The organism is Sheuella amnicola (assembly GCF_010499255.1).
In the GTDB taxonomy this organism is placed as follows: domain Bacteria; phylum Pseudomonadota; class Gammaproteobacteria; order Burkholderiales; family Burkholderiaceae_B; genus Zwartia; species Zwartia amnicola.
The window spans coordinates 142,526-164,805 of record NZ_JAAGRN010000005.1 but is presented as its reverse complement, the minus strand read 5'-3'; the positions used below and the strand labels follow the sequence as shown (position 1 = coordinate 164,805).

General features: G+C 47.6%; 4 protein-coding genes. 2 read left to right on the top strand and 2 right to left on the bottom strand.

What is annotated here, in order from left to right; translation table 11 throughout:
* The first annotated feature begins 4 nt into the window (after positions 1-4).
* Together G3I67_RS08925 and G3I67_RS08920 are read left to right on the top strand one after the other, a co-directional pair.
* A complete protein-coding gene (locus tag G3I67_RS08925; protein WP_163654439.1) occupies positions 5-217 on the top strand; it encodes an acyl-CoA carboxylase biotin carboxyl carrier protein subunit in 213 nt (70 codons plus the stop codon).
* Positions 217-1,194, top strand: a complete 978-nt coding sequence (locus tag G3I67_RS08920; protein WP_163654438.1) for a Bug family tripartite tricarboxylate transporter substrate binding protein — start codon at positions 217-219, stop codon at positions 1,192-1,194. The genes G3I67_RS08925 and G3I67_RS08920 overlap by 1 nt, the downstream gene beginning before the upstream one ends.
* Before the next feature lie 9 nt (positions 1,195-1,203).
* On the opposite strand, the gene G3I67_RS08915 is transcribed toward G3I67_RS08920, so the two are convergent.
* On the bottom strand, positions 1,204-9,876 hold the full coding sequence (locus tag G3I67_RS08915; protein WP_163654435.1) for a non-ribosomal peptide synthetase/type I polyketide synthase: 8,673 nt from the start codon (positions 9,874-9,876) through the stop codon (positions 1,204-1,206).
* Positions 9,873-22,232, bottom strand: a complete 12,360-nt coding sequence (locus G3I67_RS08910; protein ID WP_163654434.1) for a non-ribosomal peptide synthetase — start codon at positions 22,230-22,232, stop codon at positions 9,873-9,875. Before G3I67_RS08910 ends, G3I67_RS08915 begins: the two co-directional genes overlap by 4 nt.
* Between the last annotated feature and the right edge of the window lie 48 nt (positions 22,233-22,280).

Here is a 22,280-nt window from a genome sequence, read left to right as displayed (position 1 = left end):
GAAAATGAAAAAAATTTGTGCAACAGTATCCGGGCGTGTGATTGAGTGCACGATTTCGGAAGGGGATCAGATTGGTCCTGGTGACGAGGTGCTTAAGATTGAGTCCATGAAGATGGAAATTCCGGTTGAAAGCGAAGTGCACGGTAGTGTTGCCAGAATCCTGGTTCAGGAAGGTGAAAACGTTGAGGAAGGCCAACCCATTGTGGAGTTGATTTAATGAAGATATTAAGAGCGGTATATGTTTTTTTCATGATGTTGTTTGGCGTTCAAGCCGTACAAGCTGAAAGTGCCGCTCAATATCCAAGTAAGCCAATTACGATTGTCGTTCCGTTTACCTCTGGTGGTACGACCGACATTCTGGCTCGCTTGATCGGTCAACGATTGTCCGATCGCTGGAAGGTGCCGGTTGTTGTGGACAATAAGCCTGGTGCGGGAGGGAATATCGGTTCTGCTCAAGTTGCGCGAAGCGAGCCGGATGGCTATACCCTTGTCATGGGCACAATTGGTACGCATGCGATCAATCCAAGCATGTATTCCAATATGCGGTACGATGTGGTGAAAGACTTTTCGCCAATCACAAGAGCAGCGATGGTGCCCAATGTTCTTGTCGTGAATGCGACTGCGCCATTTAACTCGGTCAAAGAGCTGATCGCGTACGCAAAGGCGAATCCGGGCAAATTAACATTTGGTTCTTCCGGACATGGAACAACACTACAAATGTCCGGTGAGCTATTGAAAGTGATTTCTCAAGTCGATCTTGTGCATGTTCCCTACAAGGGAAGTTCGCCGGCGATTGCCGACCTGCTCGGTAGCCAGATTTCAATGATTTTTGATAATTTACCTTCGGCGTTGCCTCACATTAAAGCCGGAAAACTCAAGGCACTGGCGGTAACATCCAGTCAGCGCGTGCCACAACTGCCCAATGTACCTACCATGGTCGAAGCGGGTGTTCCCGGTTATGACGTGATGTCCTGGTTTGGTTTGTTGGCGCCGGCCAATACTCCCAAGCCGATTATCGACAAACTTAACCAGGCAATCGTTGAAATTTTGAAGACGCCTGATGTTCAGCAGCAAATTGAGGCACAGGGAGCTATTCCTACCCCGGAGACTCCAGCCCAGTTTGCGGCATTTATACGCAATGAAATCGAAAAGTGGAATAAGGTGGTGCAAACTGCAAAATTGAAGCCACTTTGATAACACCGCCTAAAAGTATTTCGAAATCAATTCGGCAAGCTGTTGAACATGAGGTTGTGCAATCATTGTCAAGTGATTGCCCGGCGTGATTTCGACAGCAATTTTGTGTGATGCGTAATCATTCCAACCCCATGCCGGATCGCTGCGCATCGATTCAGGCATGCCTTCAAGAAAAATTTCCATTGGCTCTTCGGCTCGAATCAAGGCGATCGGGAATTTTTGGTCGTTGGGTGGAATGTATTTAATCTGAGCCTGAGTTTTAAACACTTCGACAAGGCCGCGAATCAGAGAAATATCATCAGTCGGGGCGATCAACTCATGATGAATCAGTTCTTGGGCAAGTAGTGCAACCTGATCTTCCCAGGCTAAACCTGTCAGCAAATCCTCTGCCAAGTTCAAATCCTTTCCATACATTTGACCGATTGTTTGCGCAACATTCAGAAGCCAGCGTGTATTATCCCACCCTCCCATATGATCGAGATTGCGAGATGAAGGGACACCGGTATCAAGAATGATTAGACGAGCAACTTGATGGCCTTGTTGCTCTAGTTGTCGGGCCATTTCGAGCGCTACCCAGCTGCCAAAGGAGTGGCCTCCTAAATAGTATGGGCCCTGTGGTTGCTGGGCAAGCAGGGCTTGAATATTGATTCTGGCGATATCTTCGATGCGATCAAGCGGCGTGGCAGCGCCATCCAACCCAAGTGCTTGCAGCCCATAGAAGGAAAGATCGAATTTTTCAAGCTGTCGGGCCAATTCGTTCAGATATAAAACACTACCGCCGGTTCCGGGTACGCAGAAGAATGAAGATTTTTGACCTTTCACTTGAAGGGCAACTAGGGGATTGAAATTTTCGCCTTGCTGCTTTTTGTCTATGGCAAGCGCCATTTTGTGAATGGTGGGATATTCGAGTGGCAGCGTCGGAGGTAATTTGCTTCCCAGTCGATGGGATATTGCCGTTACAAGACGAATGCCCAGCATGGAGTCGCCGCCTAACTCGAAAAAATCATCATGCAAGCCTATCCGGTTGTAACCGAGCAGGTCGCACCATACTGCAGCCAATAAACGTTCAGTGCTACTGGCATCCGAGTATTCAGCATCCAATTCCGGGCGCTCTTCATTTATGTCCGAATTTGAAGTGATGTCTTTAGGGGTGAGCCATAGCGTATATCTTTGAGAAATGTCTGCGGTCGCGACAATCACTTGACTTGCCAGAGGCTGATCCATGATTCTCGCAAAGACCTCGATCGTTTCGTCGGAATTCAACCAAAATGCCGCGGATTGTTGTGGAATTTCAAGTTGATCCCCGAAGTCCAGCGCATCCCAATTGATTGATAGCCAAGGCTGGGCAGTTTGAAGCGTTATTTGATCGGCGAAAGCATCCATGAAAATATTACTTGCGCTATACCCGGCAAAACCAAGACCACCCAGAATGGCTGAAGTAGATGACATCAGCACAACGAAATCAAGTTTGAGATCTTTGATTGTTTGATGCAGTACAAGAGTGCCTTCGATCTTGCTCTGATAATGGGGCAGATCGTTTTCCGGTTGGTCCTTATCCAGAAAGGCAACGGCGGAAGGTGATCCAGCTGCATGTATGACGCCATTCAAAGTGCAATAGCGATCCATTGTCGTATTTAAGACGGAACTCATTTCCTGAGGGTTTGAAACATCGGCCACAACGACGATGACATCTGCGCCAAGTTTTTTGAGCGCATCTATTTCCTTTTCCTGCTCTGGCGTTGCAGCCCGACGTCCTATCAATACTAATCTTGCGCTAACCTGCCGCGCAAGATAGGCGGCAAGTTTTAGCCCCAATCGTCCAAGTCCGCCGGTTATCCAGTACACCCCGTTCATTTTCAAATTCAGCGGCACAGCGCTCTTGGATTCGGGAAGGGTGATTGGCCTGAACGTTTCGACGTATCGGCGTAGATTGCGGTAATTGATTGAAGGCTCGAGTTTCGATCGGGTGATATCCGCAAATAACGCTTGAGAAAGTCGCTCCGATGCCTGAGTTATGCCGACATGATCAATGTCGATACATTGCATGTGTATGTCCGGAATTTCTTGCGAAATGACTTTTGCCATGCCTTTAGCAGCAGCGCGCAACGGATCAACTCGATCTTGTCCGGTTACATTTTGGGTGGCCAGGCTGATCAACGAGAACTTGATGGGTGAGTCCGGCGATGTACGAATTCTGGTGGAAATTTGCTGAAGTGATCGAAATCCTAGAGCATATGGAATTGACGAGTCAGTTAATAGCCATGCGTGCACCACCAGATTGAATTGTGTTTTGTCCAACTCCTCAAAAAGCAATTTGTAGTCGGAATAGGATTCTGGATTAATTTTGAATGCATCAGGTGAAATCTTGCTGAAAGATTCTCCGGCAACGACCTTCACAACACGATAGCCCTCTTCGGACAACTTTGAGATCAAGCGATCGGAAAGTAACCCTTCGTTCGCAAAAAAGAGGGCGATCTGATTCGTAGCCGTTGTCGAACTAAGGGAAACGGGTGCCGGCCATGGCGTTTGGTCCCAGTCTTGTAAGTAAAACCACTTGTCCATTGGATTTTTAACCAATGCACCCGGATCATTAGTTCGAACACTTCGAGGATTGACATCAATCCAGTGGCGTACCTTTTTAAACGGGTAGACAGGAAGTGGTATTCTTGCGCGTCTTTCTTCAGGCCAAAACGATGCCCAATCCAGATCAAAGCCGGCACACCATACTTTCGCAAGATTGTCCGACCACAATAAAGCATCGCGATCATCTTCAGCTGGCCCGACAAAAGGTACAGAATTGACAATGGCCCGAATATTTTTAGAGCGAACATGTTTACGGGCCAATGAACTCAAAATTGCCCCTGGACCAACCTCAATGAGCAAGACGTCCTTTTGTTCAAGAATGGTTTCTAATCCTTGATTGAATAAAACGGTATTGCGCATGTGTTGAACCCAGTATTGAGGGCTCATGGCTTGTTCTTTACTGATCCATGTGCCTGTCAGATTGGATGCAATCGGCAAAGTGGGCGCATGAATATGGATATTTTGTAAAAGAGACTCGAATTCAACCAATACTGGGTCCAGCATGGATGAGTGAAACGCATGGGATGTCATGAGCTTCTTGGCTGTAATGCCGTTTTGCTCAAGCTTGATCGATAACTCGTCAATCGCTGGAGTCGGGCCCGCTATGACACACGCGTCGTTGGAATTGACCGCCGCAAGTGATAACGTATTTGTCAAATACTTGGCAGATCGTTCTTCAGTTGCTGCAAGAGCAATCATGGAGCCTCGTTCAAGCTTCCAGATTAACTGGCCCCTCATGCTGACAAGTTTGAGTGCGCTTTCGAGATCAAATATGCCGGCAAGGGTCGCGGCGACATATTCGCCTAGACTATGTCCGATCATGGCGTCTGGAGCGATGCCGTAGGACATCCATAACTTCGAAAGAGAATATTCAATTGCGAATAGGATTGGCTGCGTGAGCCAGGTTTCGTTGATGTCGAAGCGAGTATCCTCCTGGATTCGATGCTCGCTAAACAAAACTGTTCTGATATCGACATCCAGGATCGGCAACAGAGTTTCAGCGCATGTGTCTATCGCTTGTTTGAAGATCGGTTCGTATTTGAAAAGATGTTCAGCCATGCCGATAAACTGGCTTCCTTGCCCCGGGAACATGAATATCACACGAGGTTTGGATTGTTGGCTTTTATCCAAACTGCCTGTGAATAGCCCGACTTTGCCGTCAAGTTTTTCTATCGCCTGTTTTACAGAGTTACAAGAAAATGCCAAACGATGCGGAAACGACTTTCTGCCTTGCGCCAGCGTCCAGGCGACATCAGCTATTTCAATATCCGGTTGAATGCGAAGATGATCAGCAAGCTGTTGGCGCATGATATCCAGCGAATCAGCGGATTTAGCCGACAAGACAAGCACGCGTGCATGATCGTGCGCAGTTGGCAGCTTCATAGCCGGAGCTTGAGCGACGATGGCATGTGCATTCGTTCCGCCAATGCCAAAAGAACTCACCCCCGCAATGCGAGGGTCATGATGACTGGACCAGTCGATTACTTTGTCGCTGACATAAAACGGAGTTGCTTGAAGATTTAATTTTGGATTTGGAGCGGTGAAGTGAAGTGTCGGAGGGATCTTTCCGTATTTAACCGCGAGAATGGTTTTAGTAAGGCCTGCAATACCGGCGGCGCTATTCAAATGACCAATGTTTGTTTTGACTGAACCAATAGCACAGGAAGAGTGGGGCAAAGGCTGTTCACTAAATACATTGGTCAGTGCACCAATTTCAATCAGATCACCCAAGGCGGTTCCGGTGCCATGCGCTTCAATGTAGCTGATTTTGCCGGGGGAAATCCCCGCGCGAGTTTGGGCATGACGAATCACATCGGTTTGCCCCTGTACGCTTGGCGCAGTAAAGCCAACCTTCATCGCCCCGTCATTGTTGATGGCCGTTGCCTTGATGACGGCATGAATCGTATCTTGATCGGCAATCGCTTGATCCAGCCGCTTGAGCAACACCGCGCCTACGCCACTTCCCCAAACCGTACCTTGTGCATTCGCATCAAAAGCCCTGCAGTGGCCATCGGGAGATGTGATCATGCCATCTTCATAGGTGTGGCCGCTGATTTGAGGCACGCGAATTCCCGCACCGCCTGCAATGGCAAGATCGCACTCTCCATCCAGAATGCTCCTGCATGCAGCATGAACCGCAACAAGCGAAGTGGAACAGGCTGTTTGAATATTCAGACTTGGGCCTGTGAGGTTTAACGTATAAGAAACGCGAGTGGAAATGAAGTCCTTATCATTGCCAAGGATGGCCTGATAGGCAGTCACATCTGTATTGGATTCAGTATGCGGAAGAATTTGATTGATCAGATAGTCATTTTGACTGCATCCGGCAAATACACCGATCGATAATGACGGATCGTGTTTCGCATAGCCCGCATGCTCTAACGTGTGCCAAGCTGTTTCGAGAAATAACCTTTGTTGTGGATCGATGATTTTTGCTTCAAGCGGGGTATAACCGAAAAATTCCGCATCAAAATACTCAATGCCGTCTAACTGACCGTGTGCGGGAACGTAATTCGGTGATTGAGCTTCCGCTGGATCGATGCCTGCCGCTATTAATTCATCAATCGTATAAAACCTGATAGATTCCCGACCTTCAAGCAAATTATCCCAGAACGTATCAAGGTTATGACTTCCAGGGTAGCGGCCGCTTAAGCCAATGACAGCAATATCTTGCGTAGCAGAATGCTGAAATGATTGCTTGCGTGAGTGATTGTCTCGGGGAGCACTCAGGCTGGATAGCGCGGATGATAAGCTGCGAATCGTCGGGAATTGAAATAAGGTAATGAGTGAAAGCTGGTTTCCGTATTGTCCTTTCAGTGCTTCGTATACACGGGTCAATAACAGCGAGTGGCCGCCAATATCGAAGAAGTTTTCGTCCAGTCCAATTTCATCGCGACCAAGTATTTCGCTCCAGATTTCCAATACAGCCGTTTCGGTCTGATTGCTCGTTTGAAGATCCGTGGCCGAACGCTTTGAGGCTGATTCAAGCTTGATTACAGGTTTAGGCAATGCCTTGCGATCGATCTTGCCATTTGGCGTTTGCGGTAAATGATCAAGCGCGATGATATGGGATGGCACCATATAATCCGGGATGCGTTGCTTTAATGCGCTTCTAATCGCTTGTTCGTTAATGGAAGTACCGGCTTGAGGCAATACATAGGCGACCAGCCTTTTGTCACCCGGCGTGTCTTCACGTGCAATGACTATTGCCTCGACTAGCGAGGCGACTTGCCTGAGGCTTGTTTCAATATCGCCAAGCTCAATCCGATAGCCTCGGATTTTGACCTGGGCGTCAATGCGACCTAGAAATTCAAACGTATTGTCCGGTCTTGCGCGTGCAAGGTCGCCTGTGCGGTAAATGCGGGCTCCCGGAGTCGGTGAAAAGGGGTCGGGCCGATATTGATCGGCAGTCAGATCCGGTCGATTCAAATAACCACGCGCAAGCCCATCACCGCCAATAACAAGCTCTCCCGCAAATCCGATTGGCTGGCAATTAAGCCGATCATCCAGTGCGAAGATCTGGGTATTGCGTATAGGAAGGCCTACTGGTTCTGATCCTTCAGTCAGGTTTTGAGTGGATTGATCGATTTTTCTGACTGCAGACCATATTGTGGTTTCTGTCGGCCCGTATAGATTCCAAAGCGTGATGTTCAGAGCCAATAATTGTTGCGACAAATCCACGGGTAAAGCTTCGCCGCCACACAGAACCGTAAAATCATCAGGCGGCGTCCAATGCGTATCCAAAAGAAGACGCCAGGCGGTTGGCGTAGACTGCATATGAGTCACGCCCCTCAGATTAATCAAAGCCTGTAATGCTTCTGCGTTGAGCGCGACCTCCCGGGGTGCAATCACTAGCTCGGCACCCGTAATAAGAGGTAAATAAATTTCCAGTGCGGCAATATCAAAAGAAATGGTCGTGACAGCCAGAAGCGTATCGTCAGGCGAAAGTCCAGGCTCCTTTTGCATCGAGAGCAGAAAATTCAGCAACCCGGCATGCGTGACTTGAACACCCTTGGGGCGTCCGGTTGAACCTGACGTAAAGATGACATATGCCGCATTCTGATCAAATATCTTGATGGTGGGCAACGTATAGGATCGATTAGCCGCCTCATCCAGCAAAAGGAGATCTTGTTGTCGATCCAGGCAATAGATCTGAGCATCAGATGCATTGATTTTATGGCGCAATGAATCTTCGGTCAGGATGACAAGTGGTTGCGAATCTTCCAACACCCACTTCAATCTTTCTTCCGGATAGTTCGGGTCCAGCGGTATATAAGTACCGCCTGCGCGCATGATGGCGAGCAGGCCAATGACCATTTCCAAAGATCGCTCAACGTACACCGCAACCTTTGATTCCGAAACGACGCCTAAGCCTCGCAGCCCCGATGCCAGTTTGGATACTTTTTCCTGCAGTGATTTGAACGTTAGATGATCTTCCCCAAAGCGGACAGCGACTTTTTCGGGCGTACTGTTTACTTGCTCATCGAATAACTCCAGCCATGTCTCGATTGGTGGCTTTGGCTGGTTATTGCTATACGCGGATTGGATCCGGTTAAGTACATCTTGATCGTCCAGTGAAAGATCGTAGATGGATTGCTTCTGATCACGCGCAATACCTTGAAGCAGGGCGGTAAAGTGACCCATTAAACGATCAATAGTCTCTTGTGCAAAAAGGTCGGGATTCCAAGTCCAGACAGCGACGTCCTTGCCCTCATCCGCTTCAATAGAAAGACTGAGATCAAATTTCGATGATGTGACCGGAATGCTTACCGGTTCGAGTGTAAGTCCCGCCATCTTAAGTTGACTGGCAGGGGTATTTTGAACGTCAAATGAAACCTGCACTAATGGCGAATAACTCAGGCTTCTTGGTGGATTGATGACCTCAACCAGCTGTTCAAACGGAAGATCCTGGTGCTCGAATGCATTTAAGCAAACTGTTTTAATGTGTCCGATCAGTTGTTCAACACTTGATGTGTCTTCTACGTTGATTCTTAAGACAAGCGTGTTGATAAACAAGCCAATAAGTGATTCGATGTCGGCGTGAGTGCGATTGGCGACAGTTGTGCCGATCATAAGATCGAGTTGACCACTGAGTCGACGCATCAGAACGGTGAAGCCCGTCAGAAGTGTCATGAATAGTGTGCCACCGTTTTTTTGACTGAGCTCGCTTAACGAGGTCATCAATGCGCGGGGTATTTCAAATTGTTTGCTTTCGCCGCGGTAGGACATGACTGCAGGCCTGGGCCTATCTGTCGGCAGGCTGAGACGCTCAGGCGCATTATTGAGGTTTTTTTTCCAGTAGTTCTGAAGCTCGTCTAACGAATCTCCTTGTAATTTGTTTCTTTGCCATTGGGCATAGTCGGCATATTGGATCTTGAAAGGAGTCAGTACCGATTCGACATGATTGACTCTGTCCTGATAAAGCCGGGTAAATTCATCAATAAATATGCCCAGCGACCAGCCATCGGAGACGATGTGATGCATCGTTACAAGAAGAAGCGAAGACTGATCACTTAATCTGACAATGATTGCTCGAACGAGTAAGTCATTTGTCAGGTCAAAGCAATGATTTGCCGCAGATCGGACTTGCTCTCTGATTTGTTGTTCCAGAGGTTGATTGTGGTCAGCGTGGACAATCAGTATGGGACAAGTCGCATCCGCTCGGATCGTGACTTGAGGTGCTTGGTCCTGAAGTTGGAAATTTGCTCTTAAGCCTTCATGTCTTGCTACGATGGCGTTAACGGCAAATTGCGCAGCATCAATATTTAATTCGCCATGCAACCTGATCGCCAGCGGCATGTTGTATGTCGCTGACGGACCTTCCAAGCGATCAAGAAACCATAGGCGTTGCTGACCGAAAGAAAGTGCAAGAGGCTGATTTCTATTTACCGGCGTGATTTCTTGCGCAGATTTTTTTTCGACTTGTGATTGTGCAAACTTCAGGAACTCGATGATTGCTTCCTTGTTTGCCTTGAGCTCACTTGCGAGCTCCTGGGTCATGACGCCTTTTGGAGCTCGGACATTCAGTTGACCGTCTTCCAATCTGATTTTGACATCTAGCTCCCTGAGGCGGGCCATCAGGCTGTCGATGGGGTTCACAGCTTGAACTCCTCTTCATCATCCGATAAGTCTTCAGGACGCTCCGACTGTTGTGCGGCCCAGCGTTGTGTTTCGATGTATTGCGCGAGAAGTTTGACCGTGGGGCGCTCAAACAGGGTTGCCAACGGAATGCGAATTTCCATGACCTGCGCAATCTGTGTGACAAGTCGACCGGCAAGCAGAGAATGTCCTCCGAGGTCGAAGAAATCATTGTCACGGCCTATTTGAACGGTATTGAGCACTTCCGCCATTAACTGGGCCAATGTTGTTTCAGTTAAACCGACCGGAGGTAAGAAATCGTGTTGTTGCGATCCTGATGGGTCGGGCAGAGACTTGCGATCCAGTTTTCCGTTTGGAGTCAAAGGAAACTGTTCTACAAATATCCATTCGGTCGGCACCATATGCGGTGGTAGTTGCTGGCGTGCCCAGTCTCGGATGGTTTCAACTTGGACTGCATCATCCAGACGAGTCATGTAGGCTGCGATTCGCTTGTCTCCGACCGCAGGCTCCCACACGCTAATGACCGCCTGACTGACAGCAGGATGTTGCTGGATGATGACTTCAATTTCACCGGGCTCGATTCTAAAGCCGCGGACCTTGATTTGATGATCAATCCGTCCAAGGCAAGTCAAAATTCCATTGGATTGGCGTAATGCTCGATCTCCGGTTCGGTAAAGTCTAGCCCCTGGTTTCGAACCAAATGGATCGGGAATGAATTTTTCAGCTGTCATGGCGGGTAAGCCGCGATACCCAACCGCAAGTCCTTCGCCTCCGATCAAAAGTTCCCCCGCCACGCCATTCGGACACAAATCCATCGACTGATCAACCACATACATGGTGGTATTGTCGATAGGTTGTCCGATATCCTCATAGGCTTTCGCTTGATCATCGACGGGAACTTGATAGGCGCTGGACCAGATGGTTGTTTCAGTCGGACCATACAGATTCCAGACATTCAGCCCGTTGGAAAGCATGGCCTGTGCCAAGTCATGCGGAAAGCCTTCACCACCACAAAATCCTCGCGTTAGAGAAGAGACGCCGTGCCAACCCGCTTCGATCAGCATGCGCCAAGTCGTCGGCGTAGCCTGCATGACGGAGATGTTCCGGGTTGTGATTTCTTCCAGAAGCTTTGTGGAATCAACGGCTGTTTCCCGACTGGCTATCACGACCTTTGCTCCGACCAGCAAGGGTAGATAGAGCTCCAATGCTGCGATATCGAAAGAAATGGTCGTCACCGCGAGAAGGGTATCGGTATCGCTCAATCCAGGCGTGTGCGCCATGGACAGCAGGAAGTTTGTCAGACCGCGATGCGACAGTTCAACTCCTTTAGGCTTTCCTGTCGAACCGGATGTATAGATGATATATGCCAATGCATTCGAATCAATCGATGTCATCGGATTGATTGAAGTCAATTCGGTATTTTGAAGCAGATCATTCAGTTTGAGTGTTTTTGCGTGATCGGCCTGAATTTGATCGAATGTATCTTCATCGGTGAGAACAATGCCTGCCTTGCTATCCTGAATCATATAGGCGATTCTGTCGGCTGGATAGGATGGATCCAGGGGAATGTAGGTTGCTCCCGATTTCTGAACTCCAATTAAAGCCGCAAGCAAGTTTGCGCTGCGATGCATATAAATGGCAACTGATTGACCTTCACCGATACCGAGTAATTGAAGCTGATTCGCCACCTTGTTGGCTAGGGAGTTCAGCTCGGCATAGGTCAGTTTTTGATCTTCAAACATCACTGCAATTCGATCCGGATTCCTTTGGGCTTGAATCTCAAAGAGCCTTGGGAAAGTCAGATCGTGGTGTTCCGTATGACAGATGGTTTGGTTTTCATCTTGAATCAAGGCCAGCAGTTCGCTCGAACCAAGCATGGTGCGACGCCATGATTCGACTGTGTCGTTGATCTTGTTTGAGATCGAACTTAGCAGATTCGTGAAGTGCTTCAAAAGTCGCTGAGCCTGAGCGTTGTCCAGCCGTGAAGTATCGCAAGTCAGCTTAATGGGTATTCTATTGCCAGGCGAGGCCGTTATCGTGAATGGGAAGCTGGTTTGCTCCATCACTTTGACATCATCGAACTGCAAGGCATCCGCCTTTTGATCCAGCATTTCGTCAACTGGATAATTTTCAAATATGACAATCGATTCAAATAATGCCTGACGCACAGGTACATCGGTACAGGCATGAATTTCAACCAGAGGGGTATAAGCGTATTCGTCGCGGGTTAATTGTTGTTCCCGGATGTCAATTAGAAAGTCGATCAGAGTCTGGCTTGAATGAACGGCTATCCTCACAGGCAACGTATTGATGAATAAGCCAACCATGCCGTCCACTTCGGCAATTTCGGGAGGGCGTCCCGATACGGTTGCGCCGAACACCACATCATCTGATCCACTATAGCGGCTTAAGACAAGCGACCATGCGCCTTGTATAAGTATGCTGAGTGTCAGGCTGTGCTGCTTTGAGAGTGTGCGTAATTCATTGCTCGTATTCTCATCTAACTCGACTGCATAATCTTGATATGAAGTTTCCGCAAGGTCCGTGCGTGTTGGTAACGTCCCGATCGTCGTAGGTGTGTCAAAGCCGGCCAGATTTTTGCGCCAGTATTGCCTAGCCTGATCAAGGTCACGCGCAGAAAGCCATTCAATATAGTCTCGGTAAGGCCTCGGTTTCGGTTGAGAGTATGCTAAGCCCGAGTTTTCGGACTCATAGATTGAGATTGCATCATTCAACAGTATTGGTAAACACCAACCATCAGTTAATAAATGGTGATGGCTCCAGAGGAATTTCCACTCATTTTCCCTGGTTCGCGCAAGAGTACAGCGCATCATCGGCGCTGATTGCGGGTTAAATCCGAGGGTGCGATCATGACTGATCGCTTCAGTCCAGCTCAGAGATTGCTGCTGCAAAGGTTGACCACGCCAGTCGTGAAAAATCCAGGGTAGTTCCACATTTTGCAGAACGACTTGCAAAGGATCGCGTCCGGGGAGGGTAAAGATCTTGGCTCGTAAGCTTGAGTGTCGATTCAGAACCATTTGCCAGGCGCGAACAAACTGCTCGACATTCAGGTTTCCACGCAGTGTGCAGGTAAATTGAATGATGTAATTTCCCGCATGTTCTTCCAGTTCACTATGAAAGAGCATGCCCTGCTGCATGGGTGACAGAGGATAAATATCTTCAATGGGGTCCGGTGTTTCACGGGTGATGACTTCCAGCGACTCTTGATCCAGGTGAGCTAATGGAAAGTCGACAGCGGCGTAATCATGGTAGCCATCTGCACCGTGCTGACTTAACTTGCTTAGCTTGGTTAACTCAGCAATGAAAGACTGGGCTAGATGTTGAACCGTTTCGGATCGATGGATTTGATCGCTGTAGCCCCAGGTGAATTCCAGTGCGTCACCACGGAAGATTCCGTTCACTTCTATGAGCGCAGTTCTCTTTCCGGTCAAGGCTTGTTCGCGACCGGCTGATTCTGTGGCTTCACCCAATACATAGCGATTTGAGGGTGGTTTATTAAACTGTCCCAGATAGTTAAAACTAAGCTCAGGCATGTCGCCATATGCAAGTTGCTTGCGGATTTCAGGATCTGGATGCAGTCGTCTGAAAATGCCAAATCCCACACCGTGATCGGGTATGGATCTCAGAGTATTTTTAACCTGATTAATCCTCGAGCCTATTTGATGATCACCGGTATATGGCGTAGAGGTCAGATCCAGAAGAACAGGGAATCCGCTTGTAAACCATCCAACAGTTCTCGAAATATCAACATCATTGAACAGATCTTCTCTACCATGGCCCTCCAGGGTGAGTAATAGCTTTGAGTGCCCTGTCCATTGTTCAAAAGTATTTGCCAGAGCGGTGAGTAGCAAATCGTTGATTTGCGCCCGGAATGCTTTAAGCCCATCAGTCAGGATTGTTTGGCTGAGATCAGCGGGTAAGGCAGTCGTCAATGTTTGTAATGTCGACAGATCGTTTTGGTTTGTATGGGTAATTTCGAAATCCCGATTTAATTCAGGCGCCTGGCTTGAGCCCATTTTCAACCAGTAATTTAAGACGGAAACATTCTTGTCGTCAGCTGCATAAGTCTGAAGTTTTTTGCTCCAGAGTGGAAAAGAGCTTGTTTTAAACGGCAATGCTATTTGTTGTGCGTTGACTGACTGGCTCAGGCAAGCCTCAAGGTCTTCGAGCAGAATGCGCCATGAAATACCGTCAACGGCAAGGTGATGGATAATCCAGAGCAGCTTATCGGATGTTCCTGCCGGCATCTTGAATCGAATGACGCGCCAAATGGGGCCATTCGACAGACTCAGGCTTTGTTGAGCCTGATTAGCTATATCGTCAATCGCAGCGGACCACTCCTGTTGTGACAGGGCAGTCATTGTGACTGATGTGAATGCGTCCTCATCTATCGAATCCGAAATTCGAGCTTGCCATTCAAGATCTGATTCGCGATTAAACCGGGCGCGTAGCATATCGTGATGATGCACTAATGCTCGAATGGATGATTTGAGCTGATCATCCGTGATGGATGGATTGATTTCGAGAAATAGCGATTGGTTAAAGTGATCCGGGTGAGCTGGATTCTCGTCCAGAAACCACTTTTGAATCGGACTTGTATCAAACGATCCAAAGTACGGCTGTTGGTCTGCGGCAACGCTTTGACCCATTCTCACGCACGTTGCAAGCTTTCTGATTGTTTGATGCTGAAACAGTTGTTTAACGGTGAGACTGAATCCGGCCTGATTAGCCCGACTGATGATCTGAATGCTTAAAATCGAATCACCTCCCAGAGTGAAGAAATTATCTTCAACACTGATCTGCTTGGTGCCTAGAACCGTCATCCAGATATCCAGCAGTTCACTTTCTATCCTGTTAACAGGTGCGGCAAGGTTTTGAGCTTGAATCGTTTGATCGGGAGAAGGTAATGCCCGGTGATCTAGCTTTCCGTTGCTGGTGAGGGGGAACTCTTCAAGCGCAATACACGAGGTGGGTATCATGTATTCGGGCAATTCAGTCGAAAGGAAGGCGATTAAATCCTTTTCGGAAAATGATGTGCTTGACTCAGGAATGACATAGGTAACCAGACGTTTGCTCGAGCCCAACTCAAGGGCAAGAACGACACAATCTTTGATGGAAGGAAATGATTTGATTTTTGCCTGAATTTCCCCAAGCTCAACGCGGAAACCGCGAATTTTGACTTGTTGATCTTCACGTCCGACAAATTCAATGTTCCCATCCGGCAACATTCGGGCAATATCACCCGAGCGATAAAGTCTGCTTCCAGGCTGAGCATCAAATGGGTCTGGAATAAATTTATCGGCACTCAGTGAAGGATGGGATAAATATCCTAGCGAAACTTGCGGGCCGCCAATACAAAGTTCGCCGGGCATGCCTGTAGGCACAGGATTCAGGTAAGGATCAAGCAGATAGATTCTGCTTGCGGCGATGGGCTTGCCAATAGGAACGATCTTGTCCAGATTGTCCGGTTGATTTGCATCATACGCACAGCACATGACGGTTGCTTCAGTAGGGCCGTATTCATTATGCAGCGAAGATTCAGGACACATTTTAAAATGTTTCTGAATTAAATCGATGGGCATCTTTTCGCCACCCACAATCACATTGCGCAAGGATGACAAAGCATCTGCGCTGGCTAAATCGAGTAGCGGGCCGTACAAAAGAGGCAATAGCACTAAATGCGAGTTTTTATATTCTTGAATCTTTTGTAATAAGAGATGCGGATCCTGAGCAAGTGATCTAGGTTCGAGGTGAAGGTTCGCGCCCGAACACAATGTCCAGAAAATATTTCCGGTAGCCACATCAAAAGAAAAGGGCTGCAACAGGATCAGGCTTGTGAAGTTCATTTTGTAGTATCGCAATCTTGCACTTGTCGAGCATGCAAGATTTTGATGGCTGACCATCACGCCTTTAGGTTGACCGGTAGATCCGGAGGTATAGATAACATAAGCAAGGCTCGAAGGATGTATGTTCCATGCACCTTTGCTTGAGTTTTCCTGATTTTCGATTAATTCATCGATTAGTAATTGAGTACAGCCTGGATTGTCCAGATTCAGATCGGCATTTGCGTTCAAGACATATTGTGCATTTGTCTCGTTGATCATCATCCGAATGCGTTCAGCGGGCGTTTCAGGTAGAAGGGGTAGGTAGGCTGCTCCAGCCTTAAGAATCCCTAGCATTCCGATAATCATGTTGAAATCGGGTTCGGCATGCAGGCCAATGACCGGTTGATCGCAACTTATGCGTTGTTTGAGTGCGTGAGCCAGTCTATTCGAAAGATGGTCTAGCTCGCTATAGCGCAGTTCTCGGCCCAGATGTGTCAGCGCAACTTTTTCCGGATCTCTTTTGACGACTTCATTGAACAGTTCAAGAACAGAAGAGGTGCCCCAATCAGCGAGCCATGCCGACTCGGGCTGATAGAGTTCAACTTGCTGCTTTTTCCATGCTGATTGTGAAATGAGCGACAGGCTTGCAAGAGATGCGTCTGTATGAACGGTCATTTCGTCCAGCAGGTGTGCATACTGATCACTCAGATTTTGAATCGTCGTATCCTTGAAAAGATCAGTGCTGTATTCGATAGTGCAAATTAAATTGTGATCGATTTCTTCAACCGACAGCGTCAAATCAAATTTTGAGACGAGTGTTTCTGTCCTGATGGGCTCCAGAACAAGCTCGTTGAATGCAAGTTCGGCAGTCGGCGCGTTTTGCATCACGAACATGGCTTGAAATATCGGCGTGTAACTCAAATTGCGCTCGGGCTTAACTGTTTCGACGATAGAGTCGAAAGGAACATCCTGATTTGCAAAGGCTCCTAAAGAGACATGGCGTGCATGCTCCAAAAGTGTGCGAGCGCTAGGATTCCCGCCTAAGTTAAAGCGTAAAGGAATAGTATTGACAAAAAATCCGATGAGTTTTTCAAGTTCGGAGCGATTACGATTACTCATGGGTGAACCAATGACGATATCGTTCGTTCCGGCGTGTCTGCTTAGTAGGTATGCCCAACCGGCCAGCATGGTCATGAATAGGGTTGAGCCGGTCGTTTGAGCAAGATGTCGAATTCTGTTTGCGGAATTTCGGTTTATTGAAAAAGTATGCGTTTTGCCGATATGCCGCGCAACTGCGGGTCTGGGAAAGTCTGTAGGCAGCTCGAGCAGCGCTGGTGCATTCGCGAGATGGTTAGACCAGTAACCGAGCTGATGCTCGATTTGATCACTGGATAGCCATTCTCTTTGCCAATGCGCGAAGTCTCCGTATTGGATCGCTAGGTCAGTCAGAGGTGATTGCTGGTGCTGGCTGTAAGCGCGATATAGGTCGGCAATTTCCTGCTGAAGTAGTGCCATCGACCACTCATCGGAAATTATGTGATGTAAAGACATCACCATCGTATGCAGATCACTAGAGGTTTTGATGACAGTGACGCGGAACAACAGATCATCCGCTAGATCAAAAGGTCGATTGGATTCTTGGGCGATGAGAAAACTTTCTTGTTGAATTTTTAAAGCTTCCTCAAGATGACTGATGTCAATCCGAGTCAGTTTAAAAGGACTTGCCAGTCGTATTTCTGCTTGAGGATGTCCGTTGATTTCTACAAAACGTGTTCTCAGCGATTCGTGACGCCGAACGATTTCAGTAAATACGGCTTCCAAAATCTCAATATTGAGATTTCCTCTTACGCGAACTGCGCCGGAGATAAGATAAGTCGATGCCAGTCCCTCAAGTTGACTCAGGAACCACAATCGTTGTTGCGAGAATGATAGTGGTGCAAAGCGTCTATCAGAGGTGTCTCTTGGCGTGATTGGTGATGCTGTCGATTGCGCTTGATGAGAGTTCGATTCGATCAGTTTTGCCAGTTGTGCAATCGTAGGTGAGTCAAACAGCGCTTGTATTGAAAGCTCAATCGAAAAAACATCCCTGATTTTCGAAATGACTTGAACCGCCAGTAGCGAGTGCCCGCCAAGCATGAAGAAGTTGTCATGCACGCCTACTTTGGGCGCGCCCAATAATTGGGACCAGATTTCGCATAATTTAATCTCATCTTCAGTCTGCGGCGCGACGTAGGTTTCTTGGCGTTCGAACGTATCGGGCGAAGGCAGGGCCTTGCGATCGATTTTTCCATTCGGTGTCATGGGCATCTGATCCACGCACACGATGGCCGAGGGGATCATGTACGCGGGTAAATGTTCCTGAAGTAATGTGCGTAATGAGCTTACTAATATTCTATTGTGTATCACTTGATCGGGGTGATTTGCCAACCGTGATATCACTTTGCCTGCGGGACTGAAATCGGGGTAGCTGATTTCAATCGGTACGCCAAATCTGGAATGTTTTGATTCAAAATCAAAATACACATCCAACCGATGTTCCGGGTCTGTCGATGAAAAGGCAATAAAAACCTCAAAATCGCAAGCTGTTCCGATTTCGAGGAGGCGTGAAATCGAAATGGAATTTAGATTCGACTGACTTGCTCGTGTCGAATCTGGATGTGGCTGAGGCGATGGATAAACTCGATCCAACAACATTGCATCATCTTGCAACCTGGTATTTGGCATGTTGCGAATGATCACACTGCTCTTTCGATTGCATAATAAATCTTTCAGACCAACTTCATCCATGTCCAGACTCAAATAGTCCAGAATTTCTACGGATGTCGAAGCGTGATTAGATTCAGCATTTCCGATGTGAATGATAACGTCCGAGCGGAATTTGCTCATTTCATTGTCATCGGAGTTGTATTTAATGATGCTTTCAATATTCTTGATGCGGTTTATTCTTGATTTCAATAGCGCAAGTAATTCCAAATCAATCACAAGCTCTTCTTCACGCTGAACGGATGCATCCGCAATTCTGCGCAGTTCTTGATTTGATGTTTCTTCAGGGTGCTGGAATTGAGCAACAGAAAGATGTTGAATTCTTTGCAAGCCTTGGGTCCGCAAGTCACCAAGAAATAAATGTCCACCATCCGAAATCGAATCTATGGCTTTGGTCAGGACATCGATCAAGTATTCTATATTTGGAAAATACTGTGCAACAGAGTTAATAATGACGGTGTCATATTTTCTATTGAACTCTTCTGGAAGCGCATTTGCTTGACGACACTCCAGATTGACATTGCCGATTCCCATCTGATCAAGGCGGGCAGCAAGATTTCCTAAAACGTTGGCCGAAAAGTCGACGCCTGTGTAGTGTTCGACATGAGGCGCCAATCGAGTCAGTAATAGACCAGTCCCGCAGCCAATCTCAAGGATTTTGGTTGGTTTGAGCTTTTGAATCCGATCAACAGTATCCTGAGTCCATCGAAGCATTTCTGCTCTTTCAATGGATTTTCCGGTGTATGTACTCAACCAGCCGCTCAGGTCATCTTCGATCTTTTTAGGATTGGCTTTGTATGTTTCATTCCAAACGGTTTGCCACTTATCGATTTGACGATCGTTCACTTCATGCTGATCGTTAGAAGGAGTCCAGTTTGGTTCTAATTGAACATAGGCGACAATTTGGGCCTGATCCACCTGATCGGTTTTAACTATGGCAACAGCATTTTGAACTGCTTCATGTTGAAGAAGTGTCGATTCAATTTCACCGAGCTCTATACGAAAGCCTCGAACCTTGACTTGAAAGTCGATTCTTCCTGAGTAGATTAATTGACCTTCAGCGTTGAAATAACAACGATCCCCTGTCCGATAGAGCCTGGTGCTGTCACCTTTCCCAAAAGGATCTGGAATGAACCGTTCGGCGGTTAATCCGGCTTGATTGAAATAACCTCGACTGACCCCGGCCCCACCTATATAGAGTTCACCCGGCACGCCAATTGGCGTAGGCTCCAGAAATTCATCCAGAACATAGACTCGTGTGTTTCCGATGGGGGAACCAATCGACGCCGCCGATTTTCTTGATGCCAGTGAATCGTTCGATTTGGCGTTGACGTGATAAGCCGTTGACCAGATTGTTGTTTCGGTTGGCCCATACAGATTCCATATTTCGGCATTCATTTCCTGCAATAAAGAGGCAAGCTCCGCATCGAGAGCTTCACCACCGCAGAATATTCGCTTGACTCCCAGATTTTTCGGATTCGTCAGCATCAACATTCGCCAAGTTGCAGGCGTGGCCTGCATGACAGTCGCATTCGAATTCCGCATGGCTGCCAATAAAGCAAAACCATCCATGGCGGTTTCCCGACTTGCCAATATGATTTTTGCCCCCGAAATGAGAGGCAAATACAGTTCAAGCCCGGCGATATCGAAAGATATGGTTGTCACTGCCAGTAATACGTCCTGATGTGTCAGGCCCGGACGCTCTTGCATAGTCAGCAAGAAGTTTGTCAATGCACGATGAGTGATCTGGACCCCTTTGGGCTTTCCTGTCGAACCTGATGTGTAGATAACATAGGCCAGGGTATCAGGCAAAAACGCATCGGATAGCACTCCGGATGCCTGCTCGATGAGTGGCCAATGCTGGTCAATCAGTATGTTCGTACAGGTGCTGTCAGGCAATGCATTCAGGCAGGCATCCTCGGTGATCAGTAATCTGAGGCCTGAGCTTTCTATCATTGTGCCAATTCGATCTTTCGGATAACTTGGATCCAGCGGTACATAAGCTGCACCAGCTTTAAGAATGCCAAGTAAACCGACCAACATCGGAATGCCGCGCTCGGTGCACAAACCAACGAGTGTCTCTGTACCGGCGCCAAGGGATTTCAGATGCAAGGCAAGCTGAGTGGCTCGACGATTCAACTCAAAATATGTCAGTGCTTCATCGCCACACTGAACGGCAATGCTATTGGGGCGAAGATCGGCCTGTTTGGCAAAAAGTGACGGAACGTTTTCGGAAAAGTTGAATGATCTGTTGGTTTGATTCACAACATCCAGAATTTGCTGACGCTCATCATCGAGCATCAGCGGAATTTGGGAAAGAATCTGGTCTGGATTGTTTGATAAATTTTCAAGCAAACAGATGTAATGATTAACAAAGCGTTTTATTGTGTCGTGCTTAAAAAGTGACGTGTTGTATTCAAACTCGCCTTCAAGTGTACCGCCTTGCTCTTCCAGCTTGAGCGTGAAATCAAACATGGATGTGCCGGCATCTATCGGCAATGTAGTCAATTTGACATCGCCGGCAGTCAGATCACTTCGTTCAGCATTCTGTGTCTGAAGAATGAACATCACCTGAAACAGGGGAGAAAAGCTGGGGTTTCGCTCAGGCTTGATCGTCTCGACCACGCGATCAAATGGCACATCCTGATGCTTGAACGCATCAAGGCATGTCTGACGGGTGTTCAGCAATAATTCTGTTCCAGTTAGTTCCGGATGAAAAGTCGTTCGGAAAACAAGCGAGTTAATAAAAAAACCGATGAGAGGTTCGAGTTCCTTTCTATTTCGACCCGCAATCGGCGATCCAACCAGCACATCATCCTGACCGCTGTATCGAGAAAGCAATGCGGAAAATCCAGCCAAGAGAGTCATGAATAGAGTGACGCCTGACTTTTGACTTAATCCTTTGAGCTTTGCGAGGAGCGACTTATCCAGTGTGAAGTTATAGACTTGTCCCTTAAAGCTTTGAACAGGTGGCCGGGGCAGGTCCGTCGGAAATTCCAATAAAGCAGGTATGCCCGCAAGCTGTTTAGTCCAGTAATTCAATTGAGAGGAAACATTTTCCCCTTTGAGCCACTCTCGCTGCCAAATTGCGAAGTCGCTGTATTGAATTGGTAGTTCTTCAAGGGAAGATTCTTTACCCTGTGTGAAATCCGAGTAAAGCGTGATTAATTCGCGCAATAAAACATTGCCGATGGACCATCCGTCAGAGACGATATGATGCATCGTGATCAAAATAATATGAACATCTATGGCTACTTTGATCAGCGTGGCGCGCAATAGACAATCTTTGGCAAGATTAAAAGGAAGCTGAGCTTCGGCTGCGGATATTCTCGATATGCGGGCTTGCTGGTCATCAACGGGGGTATCCGAGATGTCAATTTTTCCAAGTTCCCAGCCCGCATGATCTGAAACGGACTGAACAGGCTCCCCATTGATGGAGGTGAAGTTTGTTCGTATCGATTCATGCCGTTTCAGAATTTCCTTGAAAACGCGTTCAAGCTTTTCGACGTCAAGATGTCCCTCAAGGCGGACAGCAACCGGCATGTTGTATGTCGCATTTGCTCCTTCAAGTTGATCAAGAAACCATAATCGTTGCTGGGATGAGGAAAGAGGCAACCCAGTCTTCTGACCTTCATGGCGAGTGATGACTTCGGATAAATCATTCGAATGCTCTTGCGCCTGCAAACGTTGAAGCAAAGCTCTTTTAGCAGGGGAAAGATGGGCGAGCCTATCGGCAACTGACTTCATGAAACTTGATCCTGTTATCTCGCCGAGATTGAAGTAATGTCAGAATTC

Coding starts and splice junctions, on each gene's coding strand:
- G3I67_RS08925 (WP_163654439.1), top strand. CDS start 5: ATGAAAAAAATTTGTGCAACAGTATCCGGGCGTGTGATTGAGTGCACG.
- G3I67_RS08920 (WP_163654438.1), top strand. CDS start 217: ATGAAGATATTAAGAGCGGTATATGTTTTTTTCATGATGTTGTTTGGC.
- G3I67_RS08910 (WP_163654434.1), bottom strand. CDS start 22,232: ATGAAGTCAGTTGCCGATAGGCTCGCCCATCTTTCCCCTGCTAAAAGA.